At 61.3% G+C, this 22,748-nt stretch carries 19 protein-coding genes and 1 tRNA gene; 4 read left to right on the top strand and 16 right to left on the bottom strand.

Annotated features, from left to right (window positions below):
• Positions 1-21: 21 nt before the first annotated feature.
• Positions 22-918 carry a phosphoenolpyruvate carboxykinase (ATP) gene (locus K3166_RS03450; protein ID WP_221423305.1) on the top strand — a complete coding sequence of 299 codons (897 nt, stop codon included), beginning with the start codon at positions 22-24 and terminating at the stop codon, positions 916-918.
• 10 nt (positions 919-928) lie between these two features.
• Here the strand turns inward: K3166_RS03450 and K3166_RS03455 are convergent.
• From K3166_RS03455 to infA, 5 genes are all read right to left on the bottom strand, one after another.
• A tRNA-Phe gene (locus K3166_RS03455) sits at positions 929-1,004 on the bottom strand.
• An 88-nt stretch (positions 1,005-1,092) separates the two neighbouring features.
• Entirely contained in the window at positions 1,093-1,281 is a 189-nt protein-coding gene (yacG, locus tag K3166_RS03460; RefSeq protein ID WP_221423306.1) for a DNA gyrase inhibitor YacG, read from the bottom strand.
• Positions 1,274-2,212, bottom strand: a complete 939-nt coding sequence (locus K3166_RS03465) for an Rne/Rng family ribonuclease (RefSeq protein WP_345719139.1) — start codon at positions 2,210-2,212, stop codon at positions 1,274-1,276. Before K3166_RS03465 ends, yacG begins: the two co-directional genes overlap by 8 nt.
• A gap of 4 nt (positions 2,213-2,216) precedes the next feature.
• Complete coding sequence (locus K3166_RS03470; protein ID WP_221423308.1) at positions 2,217-2,792, bottom strand: Maf family protein; 576 nt, start codon at positions 2,790-2,792, stop codon at positions 2,217-2,219.
• A gap of 6 nt (positions 2,793-2,798) precedes the next feature.
• Entirely contained in the window at positions 2,799-3,056 is a 258-nt protein-coding gene (gene infA, locus K3166_RS03475; RefSeq protein WP_006833527.1) for a translation initiation factor IF-1, read from the bottom strand.
• Between the two features lie 203 nt (positions 3,057-3,259).
• On the opposite strand from infA, the gene K3166_RS03480 reads away from it, so the two are divergent.
• Positions 3,260-6,004 carry a TonB-dependent receptor gene (locus tag K3166_RS03480; RefSeq protein WP_221423309.1) on the top strand — a complete coding sequence of 915 codons (2,745 nt, stop codon included), beginning with the start codon at positions 3,260-3,262 and terminating at the stop codon, positions 6,002-6,004.
• Positions 6,005-6,020: 16 nt separating this feature from the next.
• On the opposite strand, the gene K3166_RS03485 is transcribed toward K3166_RS03480, so the two are convergent.
• The 4 genes from K3166_RS03485 to K3166_RS03500 all read right to left on the bottom strand — a co-directional run bounded on the left by K3166_RS03485 (position 6,021) and on the right by K3166_RS03500 (position 11,049).
• Positions 6,021-6,809: an esterase/lipase family protein gene (locus K3166_RS03485; RefSeq protein WP_221423310.1), complete on the bottom strand. Its 789-nt coding sequence runs from the start codon at positions 6,807-6,809 to the stop codon at positions 6,021-6,023.
• A complete protein-coding gene (locus K3166_RS03490) occupies positions 6,806-8,473 on the bottom strand; it encodes a WS/DGAT/MGAT family O-acyltransferase (RefSeq protein WP_247714713.1) in 1,668 nt (555 codons plus the stop codon). The genes K3166_RS03485 and K3166_RS03490 overlap by 4 nt, the downstream gene beginning before the upstream one ends.
• A gap of 122 nt (positions 8,474-8,595) precedes the next feature.
• Positions 8,596-9,717, bottom strand: a complete 1,122-nt coding sequence (locus K3166_RS03495) for a BaiN/RdsA family NAD(P)/FAD-dependent oxidoreductase (RefSeq protein ID WP_247714772.1) — start codon at positions 9,715-9,717, stop codon at positions 8,596-8,598.
• 51 nt (positions 9,718-9,768) lie between these two features.
• Entirely contained in the window at positions 9,769-11,049 is a 1,281-nt protein-coding gene (locus K3166_RS03500; RefSeq protein ID WP_221423312.1) for an APC family permease, read from the bottom strand.
• Positions 11,050-11,112: 63 nt separating this feature from the next.
• Between K3166_RS03500 and uvrC the strand changes: the two genes are divergently transcribed.
• Complete coding sequence (gene uvrC / locus K3166_RS03505; RefSeq protein ID WP_221423940.1) at positions 11,113-13,056, top strand: excinuclease ABC subunit UvrC; 1,944 nt, start codon at positions 11,113-11,115, stop codon at positions 13,054-13,056.
• 119 nt (positions 13,057-13,175) lie between these two features.
• Positions 13,176-13,994, top strand: coding sequence for a universal stress protein (locus tag K3166_RS03510; protein ID WP_221423313.1), 819 nt, complete (start codon positions 13,176-13,178; stop codon positions 13,992-13,994).
• 62 nt (positions 13,995-14,056) lie between these two features.
• Here the strand turns inward: K3166_RS03510 and K3166_RS03515 are convergent, their stop codons facing one another.
• The 7 genes from K3166_RS03515 to hisG all read right to left on the bottom strand — a co-directional run bounded on the left by K3166_RS03515 (position 14,057) and on the right by hisG (position 22,727).
• Positions 14,057-15,886, bottom strand: coding sequence for a DEAD/DEAH box helicase (locus K3166_RS03515; RefSeq protein ID WP_221423314.1), 1,830 nt, complete (start codon positions 15,884-15,886; stop codon positions 14,057-14,059).
• Between the two features lie 270 nt (positions 15,887-16,156).
• On the bottom strand, positions 16,157-17,074 hold the full coding sequence (locus K3166_RS03520) for an acyl-CoA thioesterase (protein WP_221423315.1): 918 nt from the start codon (positions 17,072-17,074) through the stop codon (positions 16,157-16,159).
• A 143-nt stretch (positions 17,075-17,217) separates the two neighbouring features.
• Positions 17,218-19,329, bottom strand: coding sequence for a sodium-translocating pyrophosphatase (locus K3166_RS03525; protein ID WP_221423316.1), 2,112 nt, complete (start codon positions 19,327-19,329; stop codon positions 17,218-17,220).
• A gap of 146 nt (positions 19,330-19,475) precedes the next feature.
• A complete protein-coding gene (thiL, locus tag K3166_RS03530; RefSeq protein WP_221423941.1) occupies positions 19,476-20,339 on the bottom strand; it encodes a thiamine-phosphate kinase in 864 nt (287 codons plus the stop codon).
• Positions 20,336-20,788, bottom strand: coding sequence for a transcription antitermination factor NusB (gene nusB, locus K3166_RS03535; protein ID WP_221423317.1), 453 nt, complete (start codon positions 20,786-20,788; stop codon positions 20,336-20,338). The genes thiL and nusB overlap by 4 nt, the downstream gene beginning before the upstream one ends.
• Positions 20,785-22,074: a histidinol dehydrogenase gene (gene hisD / locus K3166_RS03540; RefSeq protein ID WP_221423318.1), complete on the bottom strand. Its 1,290-nt coding sequence runs from the start codon at positions 22,072-22,074 to the stop codon at positions 20,785-20,787. Before hisD ends, nusB begins: the two co-directional genes overlap by 4 nt.
• A complete protein-coding gene (gene hisG / locus K3166_RS03545) occupies positions 22,074-22,727 on the bottom strand; it encodes an ATP phosphoribosyltransferase (RefSeq protein WP_221423319.1) in 654 nt (217 codons plus the stop codon). The genes hisD and hisG overlap by 1 nt, the downstream gene beginning before the upstream one ends.
• Between the last annotated feature and the right edge of the window lie 21 nt (positions 22,728-22,748).

Raw genomic sequence — 22,748 nt, forward strand, 5'->3', positions numbered from 1 at the left:
TCGCACCCTGCGGAGTTCCGAATGACTTTGTTTCAATACAGACACTCGGGCTTGTCGGTCGCATCGCAGCTGGAACTGCCTGAGTGGGCCGAGTTTGCGAGTGAATTCTCCGAGCTAGATATCAAGATTGTGATCGATGACGGGCGCATTGCAGACTGCCCACGCGATGGTTCGACAATTGTGGATGGAGCAAATGTGCGCTTCGCAATTGATGGCATTGGCGGATGGCAGATAGAGGGCGGCCACACGATCGGCCTTTATCCCGGGCCCGCGACTAACCCGCGCGAACTGCGCCTGTTTACCTTGGGTAGCGCGTGGGGCGCTCTAGGCTATCAGCGCGGCCTTGCAATGTGGCACGGCAGCGCGGTTGCGCGGAAGGGAAGGGCGTTCCTGTTCTGCGGCGATGCAGGTGCCGGCAAGAGCACGATGGCGGGCGGTATGCTGGCGCGCGGGGCGAAGCTGGTCGCGGACGATCTTAGCCGGATCGATTGCGGCGGGGACGGTGCAATCATCTATCCTTCCAGCGCGCGCATCAAATTATGGCGCGCGGCAATCGACAGGTTCGGTTGGAGCGACCGCGTGCTCCAGCAGGACTATTTCCGCGATGATAAATACCATTGCTCGGTTCCGTCCCATGCAGCGGGCAAGGAACCCGTCCGACTATCCGGCATCGTTGTCCTCGAAAATAGCGAGGACACTGCTCTTGACCGTTTGAATGGCGGCGAAGCGCTCAGCCAAGTCATGCGGGGCACGACCTATCGGCCTGAAATGTTGCAGGCGATGAACCGCTGGTCCGAGCAGGGAGCGCTGGCCGCGCAAATTGTCGCGAAGACCCCGGTTTGGCGCCTCCGCAGGCCCAAGGATTACAGCGCGCTCGGCAAAGTGTGTGCCGCTACCGAGGCGCTGTGGGACCAATAGGTGGGGAAAGTGGTGCCCGGGGACGGATTCGAACCGCCGACACTGCGATTTTCAGTCGCATGCTCTACCAACTGAGCTACCCGGGCGCTCCTTCGCTGGGGCCACTCAAGGGCCGCTCCAGCGGTTGGAGTGCGCGCCTATGGCGAAGGCGCGCGGTCTTGGCAAGGCCCTAATTCAGTCCTTGTCGCCGCCAATCACCTCTGCCGCGATTTCTTCGGGCATGGCGGGGCGCCCCGGCACTGCATATCCATCCCCGAACCATTTCGACAGGTCGCGGTCGCGGCAGCGGGTGGAACAGAACGGCGTGTGCTCTTCCGAGCGCGGTTTCTTGCAGATCGGGCAGGTACGTAGCTTACTAGTCATGACTGATGATTTGGGCAGCGGCCGCTTCGATGGCAAGGCCCGGATCGGTCTCTATCCTCACTTGGCGCCCCGTGCGCTTCTCCAGCTCCTCAAGCCACTCGGGCTTGAGCTTTGCCTTCAACGCGGGATGGACGGTCAGCAGGGTAATTCCCGCACCTTCGACCCTTTCCGCACGCCGCAATGCCATCCGGGCTGCTGCACCCACACGAGAAGTCGCCATGCGGTGGAGCAGCGAAGGCCCTTCGAGCCGCGCGACCAGCTGAACAAAGCCGAAGCCGTTCATTGCGGTGCGTTCGTGCGGCCAATGGTCGAGCGCTTCGTCCAGCGCAGCGTCGACTGCCTTTCGGTCTGCTTTCGCCTCCAATGTGGGAAAGTCGATCCCGATCGACCCACCAAGGTCAAATCGTCCCAGCCTATCGCCGATGACGTGAACAGCCTTTGCGCCGAGCTCCCCGGGGCCAAGATCGCCGTCGATATCGATCAATGTCATCGCCGGAGTGACCGCAAACAGGAGCGAGCCGCCAGCAAAATCGACTTGCCCGCGAGATGCCTCTTCCCAGACATCTTCCCAGGAACCTGATGGAAACCGGTGTACGGTTTTGCCAGTCTCAAACACATCCGCGGCGCCAGTGCGCACAGTGTCGGCGGGCCTGGCAGAAGGCAGCTTCAGCCGTCCACGTTCGGCAATTGCGCCGCGCGTGATGACGACGGGCAGGTTCGCACCCTCGGTAAGTTCACGGGGTAGCTTGTCGAGCAGGATTTCGCGGCCGTCTGCGAGTTCGCCGGTCCCGCGCGAACCGCGCTTGGTCGTGAGCTTGGCCTCGACCTGTTGGCCTGCGTGAAGTTCGCCGTGCCAGCGGCATTTTGCTGCCAGGACGCGATCGTTTTCAATCAGTAGCGCGCGATCCTCACCGATGCCGCGTTCGATCAACCAGTCAGGCAATGTCGAACCCGGCGGCCTTCAGCAGCGCACGTGTCTCGTAGAGCGGCAGTCCGATTACTGCGCTGTGGCTACCCTGGATGCGGCTGATCAGACCCTCTGCAAGGCCCTGGATAGCATAGCCTCCTGCCTTTCCGTCCCATTCGCCGCTGGCGATATAGGCGTCGATTTCTTCGAGAGAGAGGCGTTTGAACATGACCACAGTCTCGCTCAGCCGTTCACGCATTTTGCCATCGGGATCGCGCAGGGCAATTGCCGACAGCACGCGGTGCCTGCGGCCGGAAAGCAGTTCCAGACACTTGCGAGCAGTCGTCTCGTCTTCCGCCTTTGGCAGGATGCGCCGTCCGGCAGCGACCACCGTGTCGCCGGCCAGAACAAAGCTATCACTGGACGCGGCTGCTTCGGCCTTTTCGCGTGCCATGCGCTTGGCATAGTCGCGCGGAAGCTCGCCCTTGGCAGGCGTCTCGTCGATATCTGCAGGAGCGATTCCATCCGGCGTCAGGCCGAGCCGCGCGATCAATTCGCGGCGGCGCGGGCTGGCGGATGCTAGTATAAGGGTGGGCTGGCCCACGGCAGCTTATTGCGGGCCCGGACCCTGACCAGGGCCGCCGCGACCAGGCATGAAGCGATAGGTGATGCGCGCCTTGGTCAAATCATAGGGCGTCAGTTCGCACAGCACTTCGTCGCCCACGAGCACGCGGATGCGGTTCTTGCGCATCTTGCCAGCTGTGTGGCCGAGTACCTCATGGCCGTTCTCGAGCTCGACACGGAACATTGCATTGGGCAGCAGCTCCACAACGCGCCCGCGCATTTCGAGAAGTTCTTCTTTGGCCATTCGTATCCTTAGCAAAAATGTTGTTCATCGACTTGTGTCGCGCGCCCATAGCGGGAGGCGGGATAAAAGGGAAGCTTTAGGCATTGAGCCTTGTGAAGCTTCCCTGCGACATTCCATTACACGATGTTCGTATCAACCATATCAAGAGCCACCTAAATGCGGTTCGGCGGTGGGCGTACACGAACTGTAACTAGGATTATGCGTTGAAAAATCTACGTTCCCGGACCTCCGCGATCGCGCTGTCGTTCGCATTTCTGTGCACCTCTGCGCCCGTCTTTGCGGAAGAGCAGGATTCTTCCGTCACCCAGGATCCTGAAGCGGAAGAAATGACGGTTCCGCCGGCTACGACCGACCTGATTGTCGTCGAGGGTACGCGCATTCGCGGCCAACTGTTCGTTGAAGAAAAACCCATCGCCGAATTCAACGAAGAAGACATCGCGGCATTCGGTGCCAGCAGTATCGCCGATGTAATCGCTGCCATCGAACCTGCAACGGGTAGCGGCGCGCGCGGTTCTCGGGGAGGCGGACGCCCGGTTTTCCTGATCAATGGCATCCGAGTATCGAGCTGGCGCGAATTTCGCAGCTATCCGCCCGAAGCTATCCGCAAAGTGGAAGTTTTCCCGGAAGAAACGGCCCAAAGGTTCGGCTATTCTGCTGATCAGCGCGTCGTGAATATCCTGCTCAAACCGAACTTCCGAAGCGTTACCGCCGAAGTCGAAGTCGAGGGCCCGGACCGGGGTGGCTTCACTCGCAACGAACAGGAACTCACCTTCCTGAGGATTGGTGACAAGGGCCGTCTCAATTTCAATCTCGACATCGAAGATTCCAGCCTGCTGACCGAGGCCGAGCGCGATCTGATCGTCGAAAGCGGACAGCCGGGCGAAGCGCAGTTCCGCAGCTTGCGTGCCGACACCATGAGTGCCGAAGGAACGGTGAACTACGCCCGCGCATTCATCGATTCGGGCCTCTCGATGAGCCTGAACGGGACCTTCAATCACTCTGAAAGTCGCAGCCTATCCGGCCTGTCGAACGACGGACTCGTACCGTTGGAACGGCGCGGCGACGTGGATACGGCATCCGTCGGGGCGACGTTCTCCAAACCGGTTGGCGACTGGAATGCGGTCTTCACGAACAACTCTGTCTACACGGACAGCCGGACCGAAATCGACAGTTTCAACGGTAGCGGGTTCGACATCGCCAACAGCCAAACCTGGCGGCTGGACAATGCGATCACGCTGACAGGATATCCGATTGCGTTGCCTGCCGGTGATGTAAGCGTCACGGTAGATTATGGCCTCGACTGGGTCCGGATATCCAGCGACGATACACGCTCAAGCCTGGAAACAGAGCTGACAAGGCGGCGCTTCAATGGGCGCACGAACCTTTCGGTGCCCATTTCCGAGGTCGGCGGGCATTGGGGCGCTATCGGCGGGCTCAGCCTGAATTTCAGCTCGGGTTTCGAGGATCTTTCAGACTTCGGAACGCTCGCTAACTGGAGCGCCGGGGCAAACTGGCGTCCGACGGACACTCTGGGCTTCAGTGCAACGCGGATATGGCGCGAAGTTGCGCCTGGCCTCAGCAGTCTCGGCGATCCGCGGATTGACGAGTTCAACGTGCCGATCTTCGACTATTCAACCGGCGACACGGTGCTCGCCACCCTGATCACAGGCGGAAATTCCGACCTTTTGGCCGAAACGCAGGCCGACTGGAAATTTAGCGGAAATTGGGAGCTACCTTTCTGGGAAAATGCCCGGTTCCAGGTGGATTACGGCATCAACCGTTCGCGCGACGTCACGGCGTCACCGGGTTTTAGCGCGGCATTTGAAGAGGCCTTTCCCGACCGCGTTATTCGCAGCGGCGCGGGCGAACTGCTCGCGTTAGATCGGCGCCCGCTGACCCTGTTCGAAACACGCAGCAGGGTTCTATCCTTCGGTCTGAATACGCGCGGTCAAATCGGCAAGGCGCCAGAGCGTGAGGAACGCGGGTCCGAAGGCCGCAGAGGCCCGCCGCAGGGTGGAGGTGAAAGGTCGCGGGGCGCTGGCGGCAGGTTTGATCCGGCCCAGATGCAGGCGGTGCGCGAAACTTTCTGCAGCACCCCAGAAGGCGAAATGCCCGACCTGACGAAAATCCCGGAGATGTTCCGCGCTCGCCTGCTTGATGCGGATGGCAATCCTGATCCCGAAAAGATCGCTGCGGCGCGCCAGCGTTTTTGCGGCGAAGAAGCCGAGCAGCGCGGCGAACGATTTGCCGCAATGCGCGAAGCGATCTGTGCCGATCCGCCCAAGCTGGACGGTCTGCCCGAAGAAATGCTCGCTCGCCTTAAAGACGAGAACGGGGAAATTGATCCAGAGAAGCTCAAGGCCATGCGAGAGCGCATGTGTTCAGCATCCGGCGGTGAGAACCAGCAGGGCGGCCAGCGCGGTGGAGGCGGCTTTGGCCGGATGTTCGGAGGCGGAGACGAGCAGGATACTCGCCCGCGTTACTTCCTGAGCTTCAATCACAATATCGTGCTCGAGAACGAGGTTCTCCTGGCGCAGGACGGTCCGTTGTTCGACCAGTTGGCGGGGAACGTGCTGAGTGGCGGTGCTATTTCCGAAAATACCTCGCGGCTCGAAGCCGGTCTTTTCTGGCAGGGCTACGGCATGAGGCTGTCGGGTCGGTATACCGGGGAAGCGACTCTTCTAGGCGGTGATCTTCCCGGATCGAGCGACCTGTTCTTTGGCGACCTCGCCACCTTCGATGTCCGCTTGTTCGCCGACCTCGGCGAGGTGCTCGACAAGGAAGAAGGCTGGTTCAAGGGCCTTCGCCTATCGCTTGTGGCCGACAACGTCTTTGATGCCCGCCGCTCGGTCGTGGACGAAAATGGCGAAACGCCAGCCGCATTCGAGCCGTTCCGGATCGATCCGGTTGGCCGCTATCTCGGTATCGACATCCGCAAGGCGTTCTGACGCCCCGCAGGCGCGCTCAGTGTAGCGCGCGCTGCGGATAGAGCAGCTTCGCCCAGGCCGGAGCGGTGAAGGGCTTCCATTCGCCTTCCGCCTGCGAAAGCCGGTCGGCGATTGCAAATACGGCTGCCGGGTTCACGCCGAGCCCGCAATGGCTGGCAAGAACTTCGATGTTTTCGCAGTCTTTGCGGCCGCCCTTCTGAACGGACCCGCGCCAATGCACCACTCCGTCGCTGCGCGTGAGAACCGAGGTGGTGGGCACCGGCGGCGCTTCGGCGAGTTTCTGGAAATTGCCGACCTTCATGACCTCCGGCTCCTTGCCGTTGAGATATTCGAACAGACGGCGGGCATTGGTGTGATTGCGATCGTCGGAGATCGGGCTGCCGAGGCTGATGACGAGACGGATTTTCTCCGGTGCCAGTTTCGCCAGTTCGCGTGCGAACACGCCGCCAAGGCTCCACCCGACAATGCTGATCGGCCGCCCAGTGCGCTCGTACAATTCATCGACGCAGTTCATCATCGCTTCGATGCGTGCTTCGTCGACCTTTATATTGCGACCAAGGTTCCAGCCGGCGCACTGGTACCCGAGATCGCATAACAGGCGGCGAAGCGGGCCGGTGGAGTGATCCGAGGCCATGAAGCCGGGCAGCACAAGGACGCCGTGTCCATCGCCGCGCGGCAACATGCTCATGAACGGGCGCAGCGCATAAAAGCTGGCTAATTCGGACATGGCGCGGCTGGGTTCGGCCAGCGTCCAGAACCGGCTGGGCGGGCGCGCATCAATCTGCGCGGCAGTAGCTGTGGTCACGATTTAGGTGTTCCTTTCCCTTTCGGGGCAGCCTTTGAACGGCTGGCGACCCCCTTGGTGCCCTTCGATGTGCTTTTCGCGGGCGTGTTCTTATTGGCGGTGGCCTTCTTGGCCGGTGCCCGCTTCTTTGCGGCGGGCTTTGTTGCTGTTGTTTTCTTCGCGGCAGTTTTCTTGGCAGCAGGCTTCTTCGCCGGAGCCTTCGCCTTGGATTGGGGCGCTTCCTTCGGCTTGCTATCTGCTGGCGCGTTCTTCGCCGCATCGCGCAGTTCGTTGAAGCTATCCTCGATGCACTGGATGTAGAACTCCGGATCGGGCAGCAATTCGCGGCATGCGGTGAAGGAAATCGTCGCTTCGTCGGTATAGGACTGGACCACATGGCCGAGGCCCATTCCGTCGGTCAGGCAGACGAGACCCATCTGGCTTTCGAGCCGCGCACCGCAAGAATAAATTGGCACAGGCGGGCCGGGCACGTTGGTGACGACCGTGGTGAACATCGGGCCAACTCCGCGATCCGCGAGGCCAAGACGGGTATAAAGCTGCGCGCCGAGGCTCATCCACAAGGCAGGGCTGACCTTGCTCATCTCGGTCATGTTGCGCGCGCCCATCGCGTCGGTCATCGCCTTGGAATTGCTGGTGCGCGCATGGCAATATTCCAGCCGTTCGAGCGGGTCATCGATATGTGTGCCAAGCGGGGCTACCATCGCGGCAACCTGGTTGCCCATGGCGCCCTTCTCGTTCTTGGCCCGCACCGAAATGGGCGCCATCGCGGTCAGTGTTTTCTTCGGAAGATCGTCTTTGGCAAGCAGGTATTTGCGCATCGCACCGCCGACGATGGCGAGGAAAACATCGTTGACCTTGGCACCGGGAACCGCCGTGCGGATCGCCTTGATGTCGGCAAGCGGTACGCTGCGCCCTTCGACCACGCGGTGGCCGGAAATCTTGCGATTGAAGAGCGTCTTGGGCGCGATCATCTCGCGCGGGACATCGAATTCCTTGGCGACCAGGCCCTTCAGCGCCTTGGCGAGGCCGGGCGCGGCCTTGGCTGCCACCTCAATCTGTTTCAGCGGATTGGTTATCGCATTGAAATAGCTTTTGCCGAGCAACTCGACGGGATTGGGCACCTTTTCAGGCTTCCAGGTATCGGGCGTGTCCGGTGCCGGTTCGTCAGGCGTCAGCGTGTGCATGGCTTCGAGCAGGTCGACGCCGCTCATACCGTCGATTGCCGCGTGATGCACCTTGGTCACCATGGCGAAGCTGCCTTGCGGAATTCCTGGAATATTCTCCAAGCCTTCCACCACGGTGAATTCCCACGGCGGCCGGGTGAGGTCGAGAGGGCGGGCAAAGATACGAGCGGCTTGTATGCAAAGCTGCCGCCAGTCGCCCGGCTTGGGCAGGGCGAGGTGCCGGACATGGTATTCGAGGTCGAAATCGGGGTCTTCGATCCAGTACGGATAGTCGAGGTCGAAGGGAACTTGCACGAGCCGCTGGCGGATCGTCTTGCTCAGCTGCATGCGGCTTTCGAAGAATTTCAGGATATCTTTGAAACGGACGAACCCGCCGGGCGCAGTCTCGGGGTTGTAGATCAGTATCGAACCGATGTGCATCGGTGAATTGCGTGTCTCGAGTGCGACGAAACTCGCGTCCATACCCTGGAGTTGCTGCATGCGTTCCTTTCCGAGCTACCGCAGTTCCATCCGGTCCCGCGATACCTCTCCCCTGCTCGGCCAGCTTTTGCGGGTCCGAAAGGAGGAAGCTAGCACTTTGGTGCAGTGCGTCAAATAGGTCCTTAGAGGGCGTCCCCGGCAGCGACGCCGCTGGCCCAGGCCCATTGGAAATTATACCCGCCAAGCCAGCCAGTTACGTCTACCGCTTCGCCAATTGCGAAAAGTCCGGGGACGGACTTGGACTCCATGGTTTTGGACGAAAGTTCCGCAGTTGCGATGCCGCCGACGGTGACTTCGGCCTTGGCGAAGCCCTCGGTTCCATTGGGCCGGAACTCCCAGCGTTTAAGCTTCTGTCCGGCAGCACGCAGTGCTTTGTCCGGAGCATTGCCAAGCTCAGTCTCGACACCCAGCTTCTCGGTTAAGATATCCGCAAGACGGGCGGGCAGCGCTTCGCGAAGCAAGCTGCGAACGCTTGAGCGCGGTGCAAGCTGCTTTTGCTCTACCAGCCAGTCAGGATCTTCATTCGGCACAAAATCGATAAGAACCGGCTCTCCCGGCTGCCAATAAGAAGAAGCCTGAAGGATCGCAGGTCCCGACAGGCCGCGGTGGGTGAACAGCGCCGCTTCGGGAAAACTTGCCTTCCCAGCGGTGGCCAGCACAGACGCAGAGACGCCCGATATTTCTCGGAAAAGTACCTCTTCTCCGCCCAGCGTCAGAGGAACGAGGGCAGGGCGCGGCTCGACAATCTTTAGGCCGAACTGGCGGGCAAGATCATAGGCAAAACCGGTGGCACCCATTTTCGGGATTGAAGGCCCGCCGGTTGCAATGACCAGAGAGTGGGCGCCGTAGACCCCGGCCTGCGTAGTGACGATGAAACCTTCATTGTGCGTGACGTCGCTCACTTCTTCGTCGCAGCGGATCGTGACATCGCCCTTGTCGCATTCGTCCAGCAGCATCTCAACGATCTGCTTGGAAGAGCCATCGCAGAAAAGCTGGCCGAGGGTCTTCTCGTGCCAGGCGATGTCGTAGCTTTCGACCAGATCGAGGAAATCGCGGGCCGTGTACCTTGCCAGCGCGCTCTTGGCGAAGTGCGGATTGCCTGAGAGGTAATTCGCGGGACCGGCACCGATGTTCGTAAAGTTGCAGCGTCCGCCGCCTGAAATCAGGATCTTCTTGCCCGGCTTTTCGGCTTTTTCCAGCACAAGCACGCGCTTGCCGCGCTGCCCTGCGCGCGCCGCGCACATCAGCCCGGCAGCGCCTCCGCCAAGGATTATCGCATCGAATATATCGGCCACTCAGGCCTCGTCTGTCACGGTTCCGGACTTTTGCCGTGATGCAAAAAAGTACAGCACCGTTCCTGCCGCAAGAATGCCGGCCAGCGTAGTCCAGGCCTGCGCATCTGCATGCGAGGCGATCCATATCGTGCTTGCCAAGGCCACGATGCTGATCGCGATATCGACGAGGCCAATGCGCCCTTCTCTCCGTTCGATCAGCGGCAAGGCGGCAGAGCAGATAAAGTAGGTCATCAGTCGGCTCAGTGTTCCGGCAACTGCCAGCACCTCGAACCCGGCCCAGAAGCCGAACAGAATGCCGCCCACTCCGTAAAAAATGATCGCATTGGCGGGCGTGCCCCAGCGAGAGATCCGCATGAACCATTCGGGCAGCATGCCTTGTTCCGCCATGCCGTAGATCATGCGCGGCGTGCCGATCCCGCCATTGAAGGTGTTCGCCCCGATGGAAATCGCCGCGCCAAAAACGATAACCATCGTACCGAACGTGCCCATCACCTCACCAGCGGCCGCGGCCAAGGAATTCGGGGCGTCGCTTTCACCGGGTGAGATTGCCAGATAGGCCCAGATTACCGCCATATACAGCAAGGTGACAACGGCGAGGCCGGTCAGCAGGGCCAGGGGTACATCCCGCTTGGGCCGTTTCATTTCGCCAGCCGAAAACGTGACCACCTCGAAACCGATGAAGGCATAGATGGTGAGGAGAACAACGGTCTCTGTTTCGCCGAACTGGGGCAGGACGATGGGTCCGCCGCTTGCTCCGGTCCACAGCGCGGCCCCGAACAGAAGCACCAAGGGGGCAAATTTGGCGATGGTCATCAGGCCGAGTGTGCCGACTGACTGACGCATTCCGAACAGGTTGATGGCCACTGTCGCCGCGATGAAAAGCCCGACGGCAACCGGACGAACGCCGGGCTGATCAAGGACCGGCCAGATCGCCGCGAGATAAGTCACCATGACGTGCGTGTTGGCTGCGAGTGTGACAATCGACGACGCGAGACGGGCCCAGCCGGCCTGGAACCCCACGAAGCTCCCGAAGGCCGCCTTGCCGTAAAGAACGGGACCGCCGCTGTGATCGAACCGGCTGGCCAGCCGCGCAAATACCAAAATCAACGGCATGAACAGCACGCCGCCCACAAGCATCATCCAGGGTGCGAAGCTTCCGACCGCGGCGACCAACACTGCCGGGAGGGCGAATATTCCGGCCCCGATCATGCCATTTACCGGAAAAAGGGCGGTGCCCCAGAAACCAACCGTGCGCGGCGGTGCAATCTTTTGTTCACTCATGGATGGGGGATGGCGTTAAACTGCACTTTGCACAAGCGCATGGCCCGCACTATCTCCCATGTCATGTCGCGCAGCAAGGCAGGTTCCCCGAACGACCCACGAGGCAAGGAGCGGTTCCACGAAGGAAACGCCACGAAGACGGTCGCCAGTGCGCAGCCCGATCTGGAGGCAGGCATTACCGCCATTCGTGAGACGGTGAAAACGCTCAAACCGCGGCCAGGCGTTTACCGGATGCTCGATACGCGAGGCGATGTTCTGTACGTCGGCAAAGCGCGCAGCCTGAAGGCGCGGGTCGCCAATTATACGCAAGTAAACGGCCTGACCAATCGTCTCCAGCGTATGGTCAGCCAATGCCGCGCGATGGAAATCGTGGTCACCAATTCGGAGGCCGAGGCGCTGCTGCTCGAGGCGCAGTTGATCAAGCGGTACCGCCCGCCGTTCAACGTGCTGCTGCGTGATGACAAGAGCTTCCCGTTCATTCTGCTGCGCGCCGACCATGCCTATCCCCGCATCAGCAAGCATCGCGGTGCACGGCGGGCCAAAGGCAACTATTACGGCCCGTTCGCCAGTGCCGGATCGGTCAACAAGACGCTGAACGCGCTGCAGAAACTGTTCTTGCTGAGAAGCTGCACCGACAGCTTCTTCAACAACCGCGACCGCCCATGCCTGCTCTATCAGATCAAGCGCTGCTCGGCCCCGTGCGTCGGTCGGATTGACGAGGAGGGCTATGCCAGCCTGGTGGCAGAGGCGAAGGAGTTTCTGTCGGGCAAATCCGGTGCGGTCCAGGCCAACATCGAAAAGCAGATGGCAAAGGCCGCAGAGGAGCTCGACTTCGAGACCGCTGCCATCCTGCGCGACCGCCTCCGCGCGGCGACTTTCATTCAGGGTTCGCAGGCCATCAACGCCAGCGGGGTGGGTGATGCCGATGTTTTCGCGCTTGCGGCCAAGGGTGGGCAAATCGGCGTGCAGGCGTTTTTCATCCGCGGCGGCCAGAACTGGGGTCACAAGGCTTTCTTCCCCAAGAATACCGGTGACATCGGCGAGGACGAGGTGCTGTCCGACGTGCTGCTCCAATTCTACGAGGAAGTTCCGCCGCCGAAGAATATCCTCGTCGACCGCGAACTGGCAGAGCAGAACCTGATGGCTGAAGCGCTCGCCGAAAAGGCGGGCCATGCGGTCGCAATTTCTATCCCGCAGCGCGGCGACCGGCGCAAGCTGATGAGCCAGGCGCAGCGCAATGCGGTGGAATCACTCGAGCGCAGATTGGCGGAAAGCGGGACCAAGGCAAAAATACTGCGTGAAATGACCGAATTTCTCGAGCTGGATGAAGTGCCGCAGCGTATCGAGATTTACGATAACAGCCATATCCAGGGCCAGAACGCGCTCGGCGCGATGGTCGTCGCCAGTCCCGAGGGGTTCGAGAAAAGCCAGTACCGCAAGTTCAACATCAAAACCGCGCAGACCAATGATGATTTTGGCATGATGCGCGAAGTCATGGGGCGCCGCTTCAGCCGCGCCATGAAAGACGATCCCGACCGCGAGAAAGTGGGCGTGTGGCCGGATCTCGTTCTCATCGATGGCGGCAAGGGACAGATGACTGCCGTGCGCGAGACGCTGGAAGAACTGGGCATCGAAGACGTGCCCCTCATTGCGATCGCCAAGGGCCCGCATCACGGCCGCGAAGGCCGCGAGGTATTTCATTTCCCCGATGGCCGCGAAAAGACGCTTCCGGTCAATTCGCAGGTGCTGTTTCACTTGCAGAATTTGCGCGACGAAGTGCACCGCTTCGCCATCGGAGCCCACCGCGCAAAGCGAAGCCGCGGCATCACGGCGTCACCTCTTGATGAGATTCCTGGCATTGGGCCGGCACGCAAACGCGCGCTCTTGCTGCATTTCGGAACGGCCGGGAAGGTTCGGGCTGCCGCGCTCGATGATCTGAGGCGGGCGCCGGGAATTTCGCATCTCGTCGCACAGCAAATCTACGATTTTTACCACGCTGGCGGCTAGGTCGCGCGATGAATCCAAAATTGCGCTAGATCAATGAAGCGGGTCTGAAATCCGATACAATTGCTGTCACCAAGCCCCGAAAACCGTTTTCGGGCGCAACCGAGCTTTGGAGACATGCCATGAAATCGATCCTGTTCAATGCCTATGCCGACACGGGCCATTCGCGGCGGCTCGACGTGGCGCTCGACCTTGCGCGGGCATTCGACGCCCATCTGACGATCGTCAACGCTATGCCCTACGAAGCGGCTGGCACGATTGATCCCTATGGAGCAGCTTTCGCCGCGATGGTCCCGATCTGGCAAAAAGAAGCCAAGCAGCTGAAAGTCGATACCGAAGCTGATCTGGAGAACGAGGGTGTCCCGTGGAACTGGGTAGATTCCGCTGGACCAGTCTCCCTCTCGCTTTTGCGACATTCGACGCTTTCCGATCTCGTTATCCTGGGAGAAAAAGAGCCCAGAGGGGGCGGCAAGGCACCATCTTTCACGGCCGGTGAGGTTGCCCTCGGAACAGATTGCCCGGTTCTGGTGGTGCCCGATGATTGCAATCGGCTGGACTTTGACAAGCCGGCGATCGTCGCGTGGGATGGCTCTTCGGAATCCTCTCATGCGCTGCGGGCCGCAGTGCCGTTATTGGCAAAGGTAAGCGCTGTATTCCTTGTGACCGTATCCAAGAGCAAGAAAGATCAGGACAGGTTCGACCTCCCGCCCATACGCGGCGCCGACTACCTCGCGCGGCATGGCATATCGTGTGAGATCGTCAGTATTGCGGAGGATGCGCAGGGCGTCGCCCACGCAATCCAGTCTGCTGCCGACGCACGCGGTGCCGGTTTGATCGTGATGGGAGCCTATGGGCGCCTGCGGCTGGCCGAACGACTGTTTGGCGGAGTGACCCGGGCAATGCTGTCGGATGTGAAAGTCCCGCTGCTGCTCAAGCATTAGGCAGAGGCCAGACGAAAAAGGGGCCGCGGATCGCTCCGCAGCCCCTTTGTCAGTCACAATAATCAGTCGCCTTTCGGCTTGCCCTTGAACTTGGGTTTGCCGCCAAAAGGCTTACCGCCCGGCTTGCCCTTAAAGCCGCCAGGCTTGCCCTTCTTGAACGGTGCGCCGCCCTTGTTGCCGCCGGGACCCTTGCCGAAGGGCTTGGGGCGAGCCTTGTGGCTACCGCCGCCGCCGCCGCCACCGCCGCTGTGTTCACGCCGGTTCTGGCGTGCTTCGATACGGGGGCCGTCAGGCGCTTCTTCAATCAGGATTGCATCCTGCTCGTCGTCGGTATCTGCCGTGCGCGCGATCGCGTCGGAGAACTTGCCTGCGGCGGCCTTGGGGACCTGGAACCAGGTTTCATGCTGGCCGATCCGGATCGCACCAATTTCATTACGGGTGATGTGTCCGCGACGACATAGCAGCGGCAGGATCCAGCGCGCCTCAGCATTCTGGCGGCGACCGACGCCGATCCTGTACCAGACAATGTCCTCGAAACCGGGGCGATGACGCTCGGCCTGAGCCTTGTCGCGCGCCTCCGGCGTGTTCGCCACCAGCTCTTCGGGCTGGGGCATCCGCATACGATGCGTATTGACCAGTGCAGCAGCGATATCTTCTGGCGCCATCCGGCTGAGCAGATCGGCGGCAAGTTCGCGGTCGTCTTCGCTGAATTCGCGCGGTTCGGTCAGCTTTTCCATCAAGCGCGTGCGATCCTTCTTGCGGATCTGCTCGGGCGAGGGGGCGTCCATCCATTCAGCAGCGATCTTCGCGCCGCGCAGCATGCCTTCGACCCGCTTGCGGCGGTTGTAAGGCACAATAATGGCAGCGGTGCCCTTCTTGCCTGCACGGCCGGTACGACCCGAACGGTGCTGAAGCGTCTCGGCATCACGCGGAATTTCGACGTGGATCACCAGGCTGAGTGTAGGCAGGTCCAGCCCGCGTGCCGCGACGTCGGTCGCAACACAGACACGGGCACGGCGGTCGCGCATGGCCTGAAGTGCCTGGTTGCGTTCCTGCTGTGAATGTTCGCCAGACAGCGCGACGGCGGTGAAGCCGCGTTCCTGCAGGGTCGAATGGAAGCGGCGCACATTGTCGCGGGTTGCGCAGAACAGGATGGCTGTTTCGGCCTCGTGGAAGCGCAGCAGATTGACCACGGCGTTCTCGATTTCGGCAGGAGAAACGGTGATCGCCTGATAGCTGATATCGCCGTGTCCGCGATCTTCGCCGCGCAGCGAAAGGCGCAGGGCCTTTTGCTGATAGCGTTCGGCAAGCCGTTCGATCTGACGGGGGATAGTGGCAGAAAACAGCAGCGTGCGGCGGGTTTCGGGCGATGCGTCGAGAATTTCTTCCAGATCGTCGCGGAAACCCATGTCGAGCATTTCGTCCGCTTCATCGAGGACTGCACCGATCAGGCCGGACAGGTCCAGCGCTCCGCGTTCGAGATGGTCGCGCAGGCGGCCCGGCGTTCCGACCACGATGGCGGGGCCAGTCCGTAGCGCGCGGCGTTCCTTGCTGGCGTCCATGCCGCCAACACATGTAGCAATCCGAAGACCTGCCTTGGCGTAAAGCCAGCCAAGTTCGCGGCTGACCTGCAACGCCAGCTCGCGCGTCGGTGCGATGACCAGCGCCAGCGGCTTTTCAACCAGCGCAAGATCGGTGGTTTCCGCCAGCAGGGCTTCAGCCAGTGCAAGGCCGAATGCGACCGTCTTGCCGCTCCCGGTCTGTGCGGACACCAGAAGGTCGCGTCCGTGCGCATCGGGCGCAATGGTTGCCGCCTGAACGGGGGTAAGGTCGGTATAGCCGCGCTCAGTCAGCGCTTCGCCGATCAACGGCGGGAGATTTTCGAAAGACATGGTAACTCACGTGTGAAAGCCGCGCCGCATTGCGGCGAAGGGGGGAAACTGGGGCAATAGATGCGCGCCATTCCCTTTGTTCCGAAGAGGTGTGAGCGAGCAAAATGGACGCTGGGCGCACTGCGCCGTCATTGCGTTCCGAGCGCCTATAGCGCGAAAACGCCCGCTTGGCTTGCAGTTTTTTTGCATGTGCGAAATGGAGGGGGCGACTTTGGCCCGATCCCCTTCATGCGAGGGGATAATTTTGCGCAGGCAGGGGTCAGTACCCGCCTATTTCAAAGCGCGGCGGATCACGCCCTCCTGGGCTACGCTGGCGACCAGCTCGCCTGCACGATTGAAGATGCGGCCGCGGTTGAAGCCTCTGCCACCGCCGGACCAGGGGCTGTCGGTGGAGTAAAGCAGCCACTCGTCGGCGCGAGCAGGGCGGTGGAACCAGATCGTGTGATCGAGGCTGGCACCTTTAAGCTCGCCGCGCGCCCAACTGAGACCGTGGGGCAGGGCGCTAGTGCCCAGCAGCGTGAAGTCGCTGGCGTAGGCTATGACCGCGCGGTGCAGGGCCGGTTCGTCCTCGATGGCGGGCAGCGGGGCGACAGTGCGGAACCAGCTATGGGCAAGCGGTTCGCGCGGCTCTGCATTCATCCAGTGCAACTTGCCGGAGGTGCGCATTTCGATCGGGCGCGGGCGGAGCATCAGCGTGCGCTGGACCTCGGAAACTTCGCCCATTTTTTCGAGGAAGCGGCGGCGCAGTTCGCTGTCTGAAACGAGGTCCTCGGGCGGCGGCACGTCGGGCATGGGGCTGTCCACATGCTCCAGCCCCTCTTCGGGCCGCTGGAAACTGGCAGTTAGGTTGAGGATGGCCGAAGGCTCGCCGTCGCCGACCTGTTGGCGGGCAACCACCCGGCGATTGGCGAAGCTGCGTCCATCGAAGTCTGCGGCGACGGTATAGTCGATATCGACGCCTTCGCGCCCGCCGCGCAGGAAGTAGGCGTGGAGCGAATGTGCCTCCATCCCTTCGGGCGCGGTGGCCTGTGCGGCTTGCAGGGCCTGCGCGACAACCTGTCCACCGAAGACGCGCCCGACTCCCCCCGGTTGCTGGCGTCCCGCAAAGCGGCTTTCGCCAGCGGGCGCTACGGTCAGCAGGCGGACAAGTCCGGCGATCAGCTGTTCAGGTGTCTTGGTCTGGGTCACGCGCAGGCTTTGCGATGCACAATTCGCAGCGTCAAGCGAGTAGGGCTAGCTGCCCGAAAAGCAAAACCGGTTGTTGAACGCCAAGAAAAAAGGACGGCGGCACCCTTGGATGCCGCCGCCCTCTGGCGTCTTGAAGGTTAAGATCAGCCGGCTGCGAGCGCTGCGAGCAGCAGCAGTGCAACGATGTTGGTGATCTTGATCATCGGGTTCACGGCCGGACCCGCGGTATCCTTGTAAGGATCCCCAACGGTATCGCCGGTCACGGCAGCCTTGTGAGCCTCCGAGCCCTTGCCGCCGTGGTTGCCGTCCTCGATGTACTTTTTCGCGTTGTCCCATGCACCGCCGCCGGCAGTCATGGAAAGAGCCACGAAGATACCCGAAACGATCACGCCCAGCAGCAATGCGCCAAGGGCCGCGAAGCCTTCAGCCTGGCTACCGGTTGCCCAGTAGATTGCAAAGTAGACGACGATCGGCGCGAACACCGGAAGCATCGAAGGTATGATCATTTCCTTGATCGCGGCCTTGGTCACGAGGTCGACCGTGCGGGCATAATCCGGACGGCTGGTGCCGGCCATGATGCCTGCGTCATTGGCGAACTGGTCGCGCACATCGACAACCACATCACCAGCGGCACGGCCAACGGCGGTCATGCCCATCGCACCGAACAGGTACGGGAGCAGCGCGCCGAGCAGCAGGCCAACGATGACATACGGGTTTTCAAGGCTGAAGCTGACCTCGAGGTTCGGGAAGAACTCCTTGAGGTCGGCAGTGTAAGCCGAGAACAGCACCAGCGCAGCGAGACCCGCCGAACCGATGGCGTAACCCTTGGTCACAGCCTTGGTGGTATTGCCAACAGCGTCGAGCGCATCGGTCTTGTCGCGAACGCTTTGATCGAGATCCGACATTTCGGCGATGCCGCCAGCATTGTCGGTGACCGGACCGTAAGCGTCGAGAGCGACGACCATGCCGGCAAGTGCCAACATCGCGGTTGCCGCAAAGGCGATGCCCATCAGACCTGCCAGCTGGTAGGTCACGATGATGCCGACAACGATGACCAGCGTAGGCAGGGCAGTTGATTCAAGTGAAATCGCAAGGCCCTGGATGACGTTGGTACCGTGGCCGGTTTCCGATGACTTGGCGATTGAGCGAACCGGACGAAACTGGGTGCCGGTGTAATACTCGGTGATCCAGATAATCAGGCCGGTTATGGCCAAACCAACCATCATCGACCAGAACAGGCTCATGCCGGTAAAGGTCATGTCGTCAACTGTGAACGATGTACCCATGCCGACGGCATAGTCGGTCGCCCACCAGATGGCCGGGATCGACAATACCGCAGTCGTGATGAAGCCCTTGTAGAGCGCGCCCATGATGTTGTTCGAGCTGCCCAGACGGACCATGTAGGTGCCGATGATCGAAGTCACGATGCAGACACCGCCAACCAGCAGCGGCAAGCTCATCAGCGCCTTGAGTTCATCCGACGCGAGGCCGGTGAACAGCAGGGCAGTCAGCACCATGGTGGCGCCGACGGTCACGACATAAGTTTCGAAAAGGTCGGCAGCCATGCCGGCACAGTCGCCGACATTGTCGCCCACGTTATCGGCGATGGTCGCAGGGTTGCGTGGATCGTCTTCGGGGATGCCCGCTTCGACCTTGCCGACGAGATCGGCACCGACGTCTGCGGCCTTGGTGAAGATACCGCCGCCCAGACGCGCGAAGATCGAAATCAGCGAGGCACCGAAGGCAAGGCCCACGAGCGCGTCAATGACTTCACGCTTTTCTTCGAGCACGGTGAGGTCGAGACCCATCTGCGTGGTGAGCACGTAGAAGAAGCCCGCGATGGCCAGCAGGGCGAGGCCTGCAACCAGCATTCCGGTAACCGCACCGGCGCGGAATGCGACGGTCAGTCCCTGCTGCAGGCCGCTTTGTGCAGCTGCCGCAGTACGCACGTTCGCGCGCACCGAGATGTTCATTCCGATGAAGCCAGCTACGCCCGAAAGCACTGCGCCGATGACAAAGCCGGTCGTAAGAATCGGCCCAAGGAAGAAGTATACGATGACTGCAACGACCACGCCGACGAAGGCGATGGTGGTGTACTGACGCTTCAGATAGGCTTGCGCACCCTCCTGGATGGCGCCTGCGATTTCCTGCATTTTTACATTACCGGCACCCGAATTGAGCACCTGGCGGCTGGTGATGACGCCGTACACGACGGCGAGCAGCCCCAGCACAATGGCTATGAGAACTAAGTCCACGAAAATATCCCCTCCCGTTTTATGTTTATGCTTCTCGACCTTGGGAGACGTCGGAGCACATGGGCGAGAGGTATAAGGACCGTGTCTTGCCTGACAAGGCCCGAAAAGGCGGCGATCAGCGGTTTTTGCCCCGCTATCGCGCAATATCAGTGCGTGTAGCCCAGATCGCCTGTGGGTGGCGTACCGTCGACAAGCAACCGGTCGCCCTTGAATGCCGCCACCGAGCCTACTCTTGTGAGCGCATGATGCTGGTCCAGTCCGTGAGGGCCAGTGCACAAGAGCACATAGTCATCGCCCCAACGCATCGCATCATCGAGCCTTTCCTGGGGCGCCAGAACGGAAATTAGCTCGCTATCGAGCCGGAGCGTTACGTGGCTCGCTTCGGCAAGGCGAGAGGCGTCGAGCAGCAGACCGTCGGACACGTCCATCATCGCCGTGACATGGGGGGCAATATCCCTGCCCAGATCGATTTGTGGGAGAGGGCGGCAATAGGGTGCCTGATCACCTGGGGTACCGTCGCGTAGCGCCTCGAAACCGACCAATGCCTGCCCGATAGGGCCGCCAAGATAGACCGCGTCGCCCGCCTCAGCACCGGATCGGGATGGAACCGGAATATGCGTCGCACGCCCGATTGCCGTGCAGCCCCAGACGCGTCGTCCTTCGCCGCGCACCGTGTCACCGCCGAGCAAGGGAACGTCGTACTTCGCGAGGATTGACCGCAGGCCTTCGATAAATCGGTGATCATCGTCGCCCAGCATGTGGGATATCAGGACGCCTTCTGGCTGCGCCCCTTTGGCAGCGAGGTCGGACAGGTTTACCGCCACCAGTTTCCACGCGACATCCGCCGGATCCTGGCCTTCAAGGGTGTGAACGCCTTCAACCATTGTGTCATGGGTGAGGATCAGCGTTTCCGACCCGAACTCGATAACTGCAGCATCGTCTTTCAGCCCGCGGGCAGCGGGCGATGTCGCAAGCGCGCGAAGCGCCTCGATGAAGCCGCGTTCGTTCAGCGGCCCGCTTCTTTGGCGACAGCGTCAAGGATGCCGTTGACGAATTTCGCTTCGCGGTCGTCGAAGAAGGCTTTCGCGACATCGACATATTCGCTGATCGATGCAGGCTTGGGCACATCGGTGCGCGCAATCAGTTCGTATGTGCCTGCCCTGAGGATCTGCAGCATGGTCTTGTCGAGCCGCGCGAGTGTCCAGCCGGACGCAAGGCGCGCGGTCAGCAGATCGTCGATTTCATCGCGGCGGGCATCGACGCCCTTCACCACATCATCGAAGAACTCGACATCGGCATCAGCATATTCATCGTCTTCGATGACTTTGCCGAGGCGGTGCTGGTGAAATTCGTCCAGCAGGCGAATGGTAGCCGTACCTTCCATGTGCTGCTGATAAAGCGCCTGGACTGCGCCAAGACGAGCTGCACTGCGGGATTGGGAGCGGGGGGACTGGTTCATGACAATCTCTTGGAAATCGAAAGGGCGTGGGCCGGAAGGCCTTCAGCCTCGGCAAGTCGCACGGCGGCTGGGCCAATAGCGCGCAGGGCAGCATCTGTCGCCCCGATGAAGCTGGTGCGCTTCATGAAATCGAGGACAGACAATCCGCTGGCGAAACGCGCACGGCGGCCCGTGGGAAGGACATGATTGGGGCCGGCAATATAGTCGCCGACCGCCTCAGGAGTGTTGCGGCCCAGAAAAACACTGCCAGCATGGCGCAGCTTGGCGAACAGCGGTTCGGCATCATCCACGGCGAGCTCGACGTGTTCGGCGGCCAGCCGGTCCGTCAGGGGTATTGCGTCCTCCAGCTTGTCGACAATTACGACGAGGCCGTGCGCATCCCAGCTGGCTTTTGCGGTCTTGGCCGTGGGCAGGGTCATGAACGCCAAATCGATGGCATCGCTGACCTGCGCGGCGAAACCGGCATCGTCGGTAATCAGGATCGACTGGCTGGTCGGATCGTGCTCGGCTTGGCTGAGCAGGTCGGCGGCGATCCACTCCGGGTCGTTCTGCCCGTCTGCAATAACCAGAATTTCGCTCGGTCCGGCAACCATGTCGATACCGACCACACCGTAAAGCTGGCGCTTGGCTTCGGCGACCCAGGCATTGCCCGGACCCGTCACAACATCGACCCGCTCGATCCGCTCGGTGCCGTAAGCGAGCGCCGCAATCGCCTGCGCTCCGCCGACACGGTAGATTTCGTCCACGCCGGCAACATGGGCAGCGGCAAGGACGAGGTCATTGACTTCGCCCTTGGGTGTCGGAGTAGTGACCACGAGACGCTCTACCCCGGCCACCTTGGCCGGAATAGCGTTCATCAGCAGCGAGGAGGGATAGGCTGCACGGCCTCCCGGGACATACAGGCCGGCCGCATCGACAGCTGTCCAGCGTGCGCCGAGACGCATGCCGATGTCGTCGATATAATCGCGGTCTTCAGGCAACTGGCCTTCGTGATAGGCCCGAATGCGCTGCGCTGCGGTCTCGAGTGCTTCGCGCAACTCGGCATCGATGGCGTGATATGCTTTCTCGCAATCAGCTTTCGAAATCGACCAGTCGTCCTCGCTGGTCAGATTGTGCTGATCGAACCGCTTGGTAAAATCGATCAGGGCCTTGTCGCCGCGCTCGCGCACCTCGTTGAGGATGCCCGATACATCGCGGCCGACCTGCGTGTCGCTCTCGCGGCGGTCACGCACGACCTTGGCGAACTTCGCTTCGAAATCGCTATCCGTTGTCCGCAGCAGGAGCATCAGGCAGCGCTCCGTTCTTCGCTGTCCGCGCGAAATGCTTCGACCAGTGCGGCTACGCGCGGATCGGTCTTGAGAGCAGCGCGGTTGACGATGAGGCGGGCGGAGATATCCATGATCCGGCTGGTCTCAGCCAGGCCGTTTTCGCGCAATGTCGTGCCAGTCGAGACGAGGTCGACGATCCGTCCTGCCAGCCCAAGTTCGGGCGCAATTTCCATTGCGCCGTTGAGCTTTACGCATTCGGCCTGAATACCCATCCGCTCGAAATGGCGGCGGGTGATGCTGGGATACTTCGTGGCGACTCGCAGGTGGCTCGCCCCGTTGGTATTCGCAGCGCCCTTGGGCTCTGCAACGGCAAGGTGGCAGTGACCGATATCGAGATCTACCGGCGCGTAAAGCTCGTCATAGTCGAATTCCTCGATCACGTCCGAGCCGACGATACCAAGCTGCGCTGCGCCGTGCGCAACGAAGGTTGCCACGTCGAAAGCGCGCACCCGGATCAGCCGCATATCGTCCCGCGTGGTCGCGAACGTGAGGGAGCGGTTGCTCTTGTCGTGAAAGCCGTCTTCCGGCACCACACCCGCGCGTGCCATCACGGGGAGTGCCTCGTCGAGGATCCGTCCCTTGGGAACGGCAAAGGTCAGGGCGTTTGTCATGGCGTGGCGGCAGATAGGGAT

Origin of the sequence: Qipengyuania psychrotolerans, from assembly GCF_019711355.1 — a bacterium.
Lineage (GTDB): Bacteria > Pseudomonadota > Alphaproteobacteria > Sphingomonadales > Sphingomonadaceae > Qipengyuania > Qipengyuania psychrotolerans.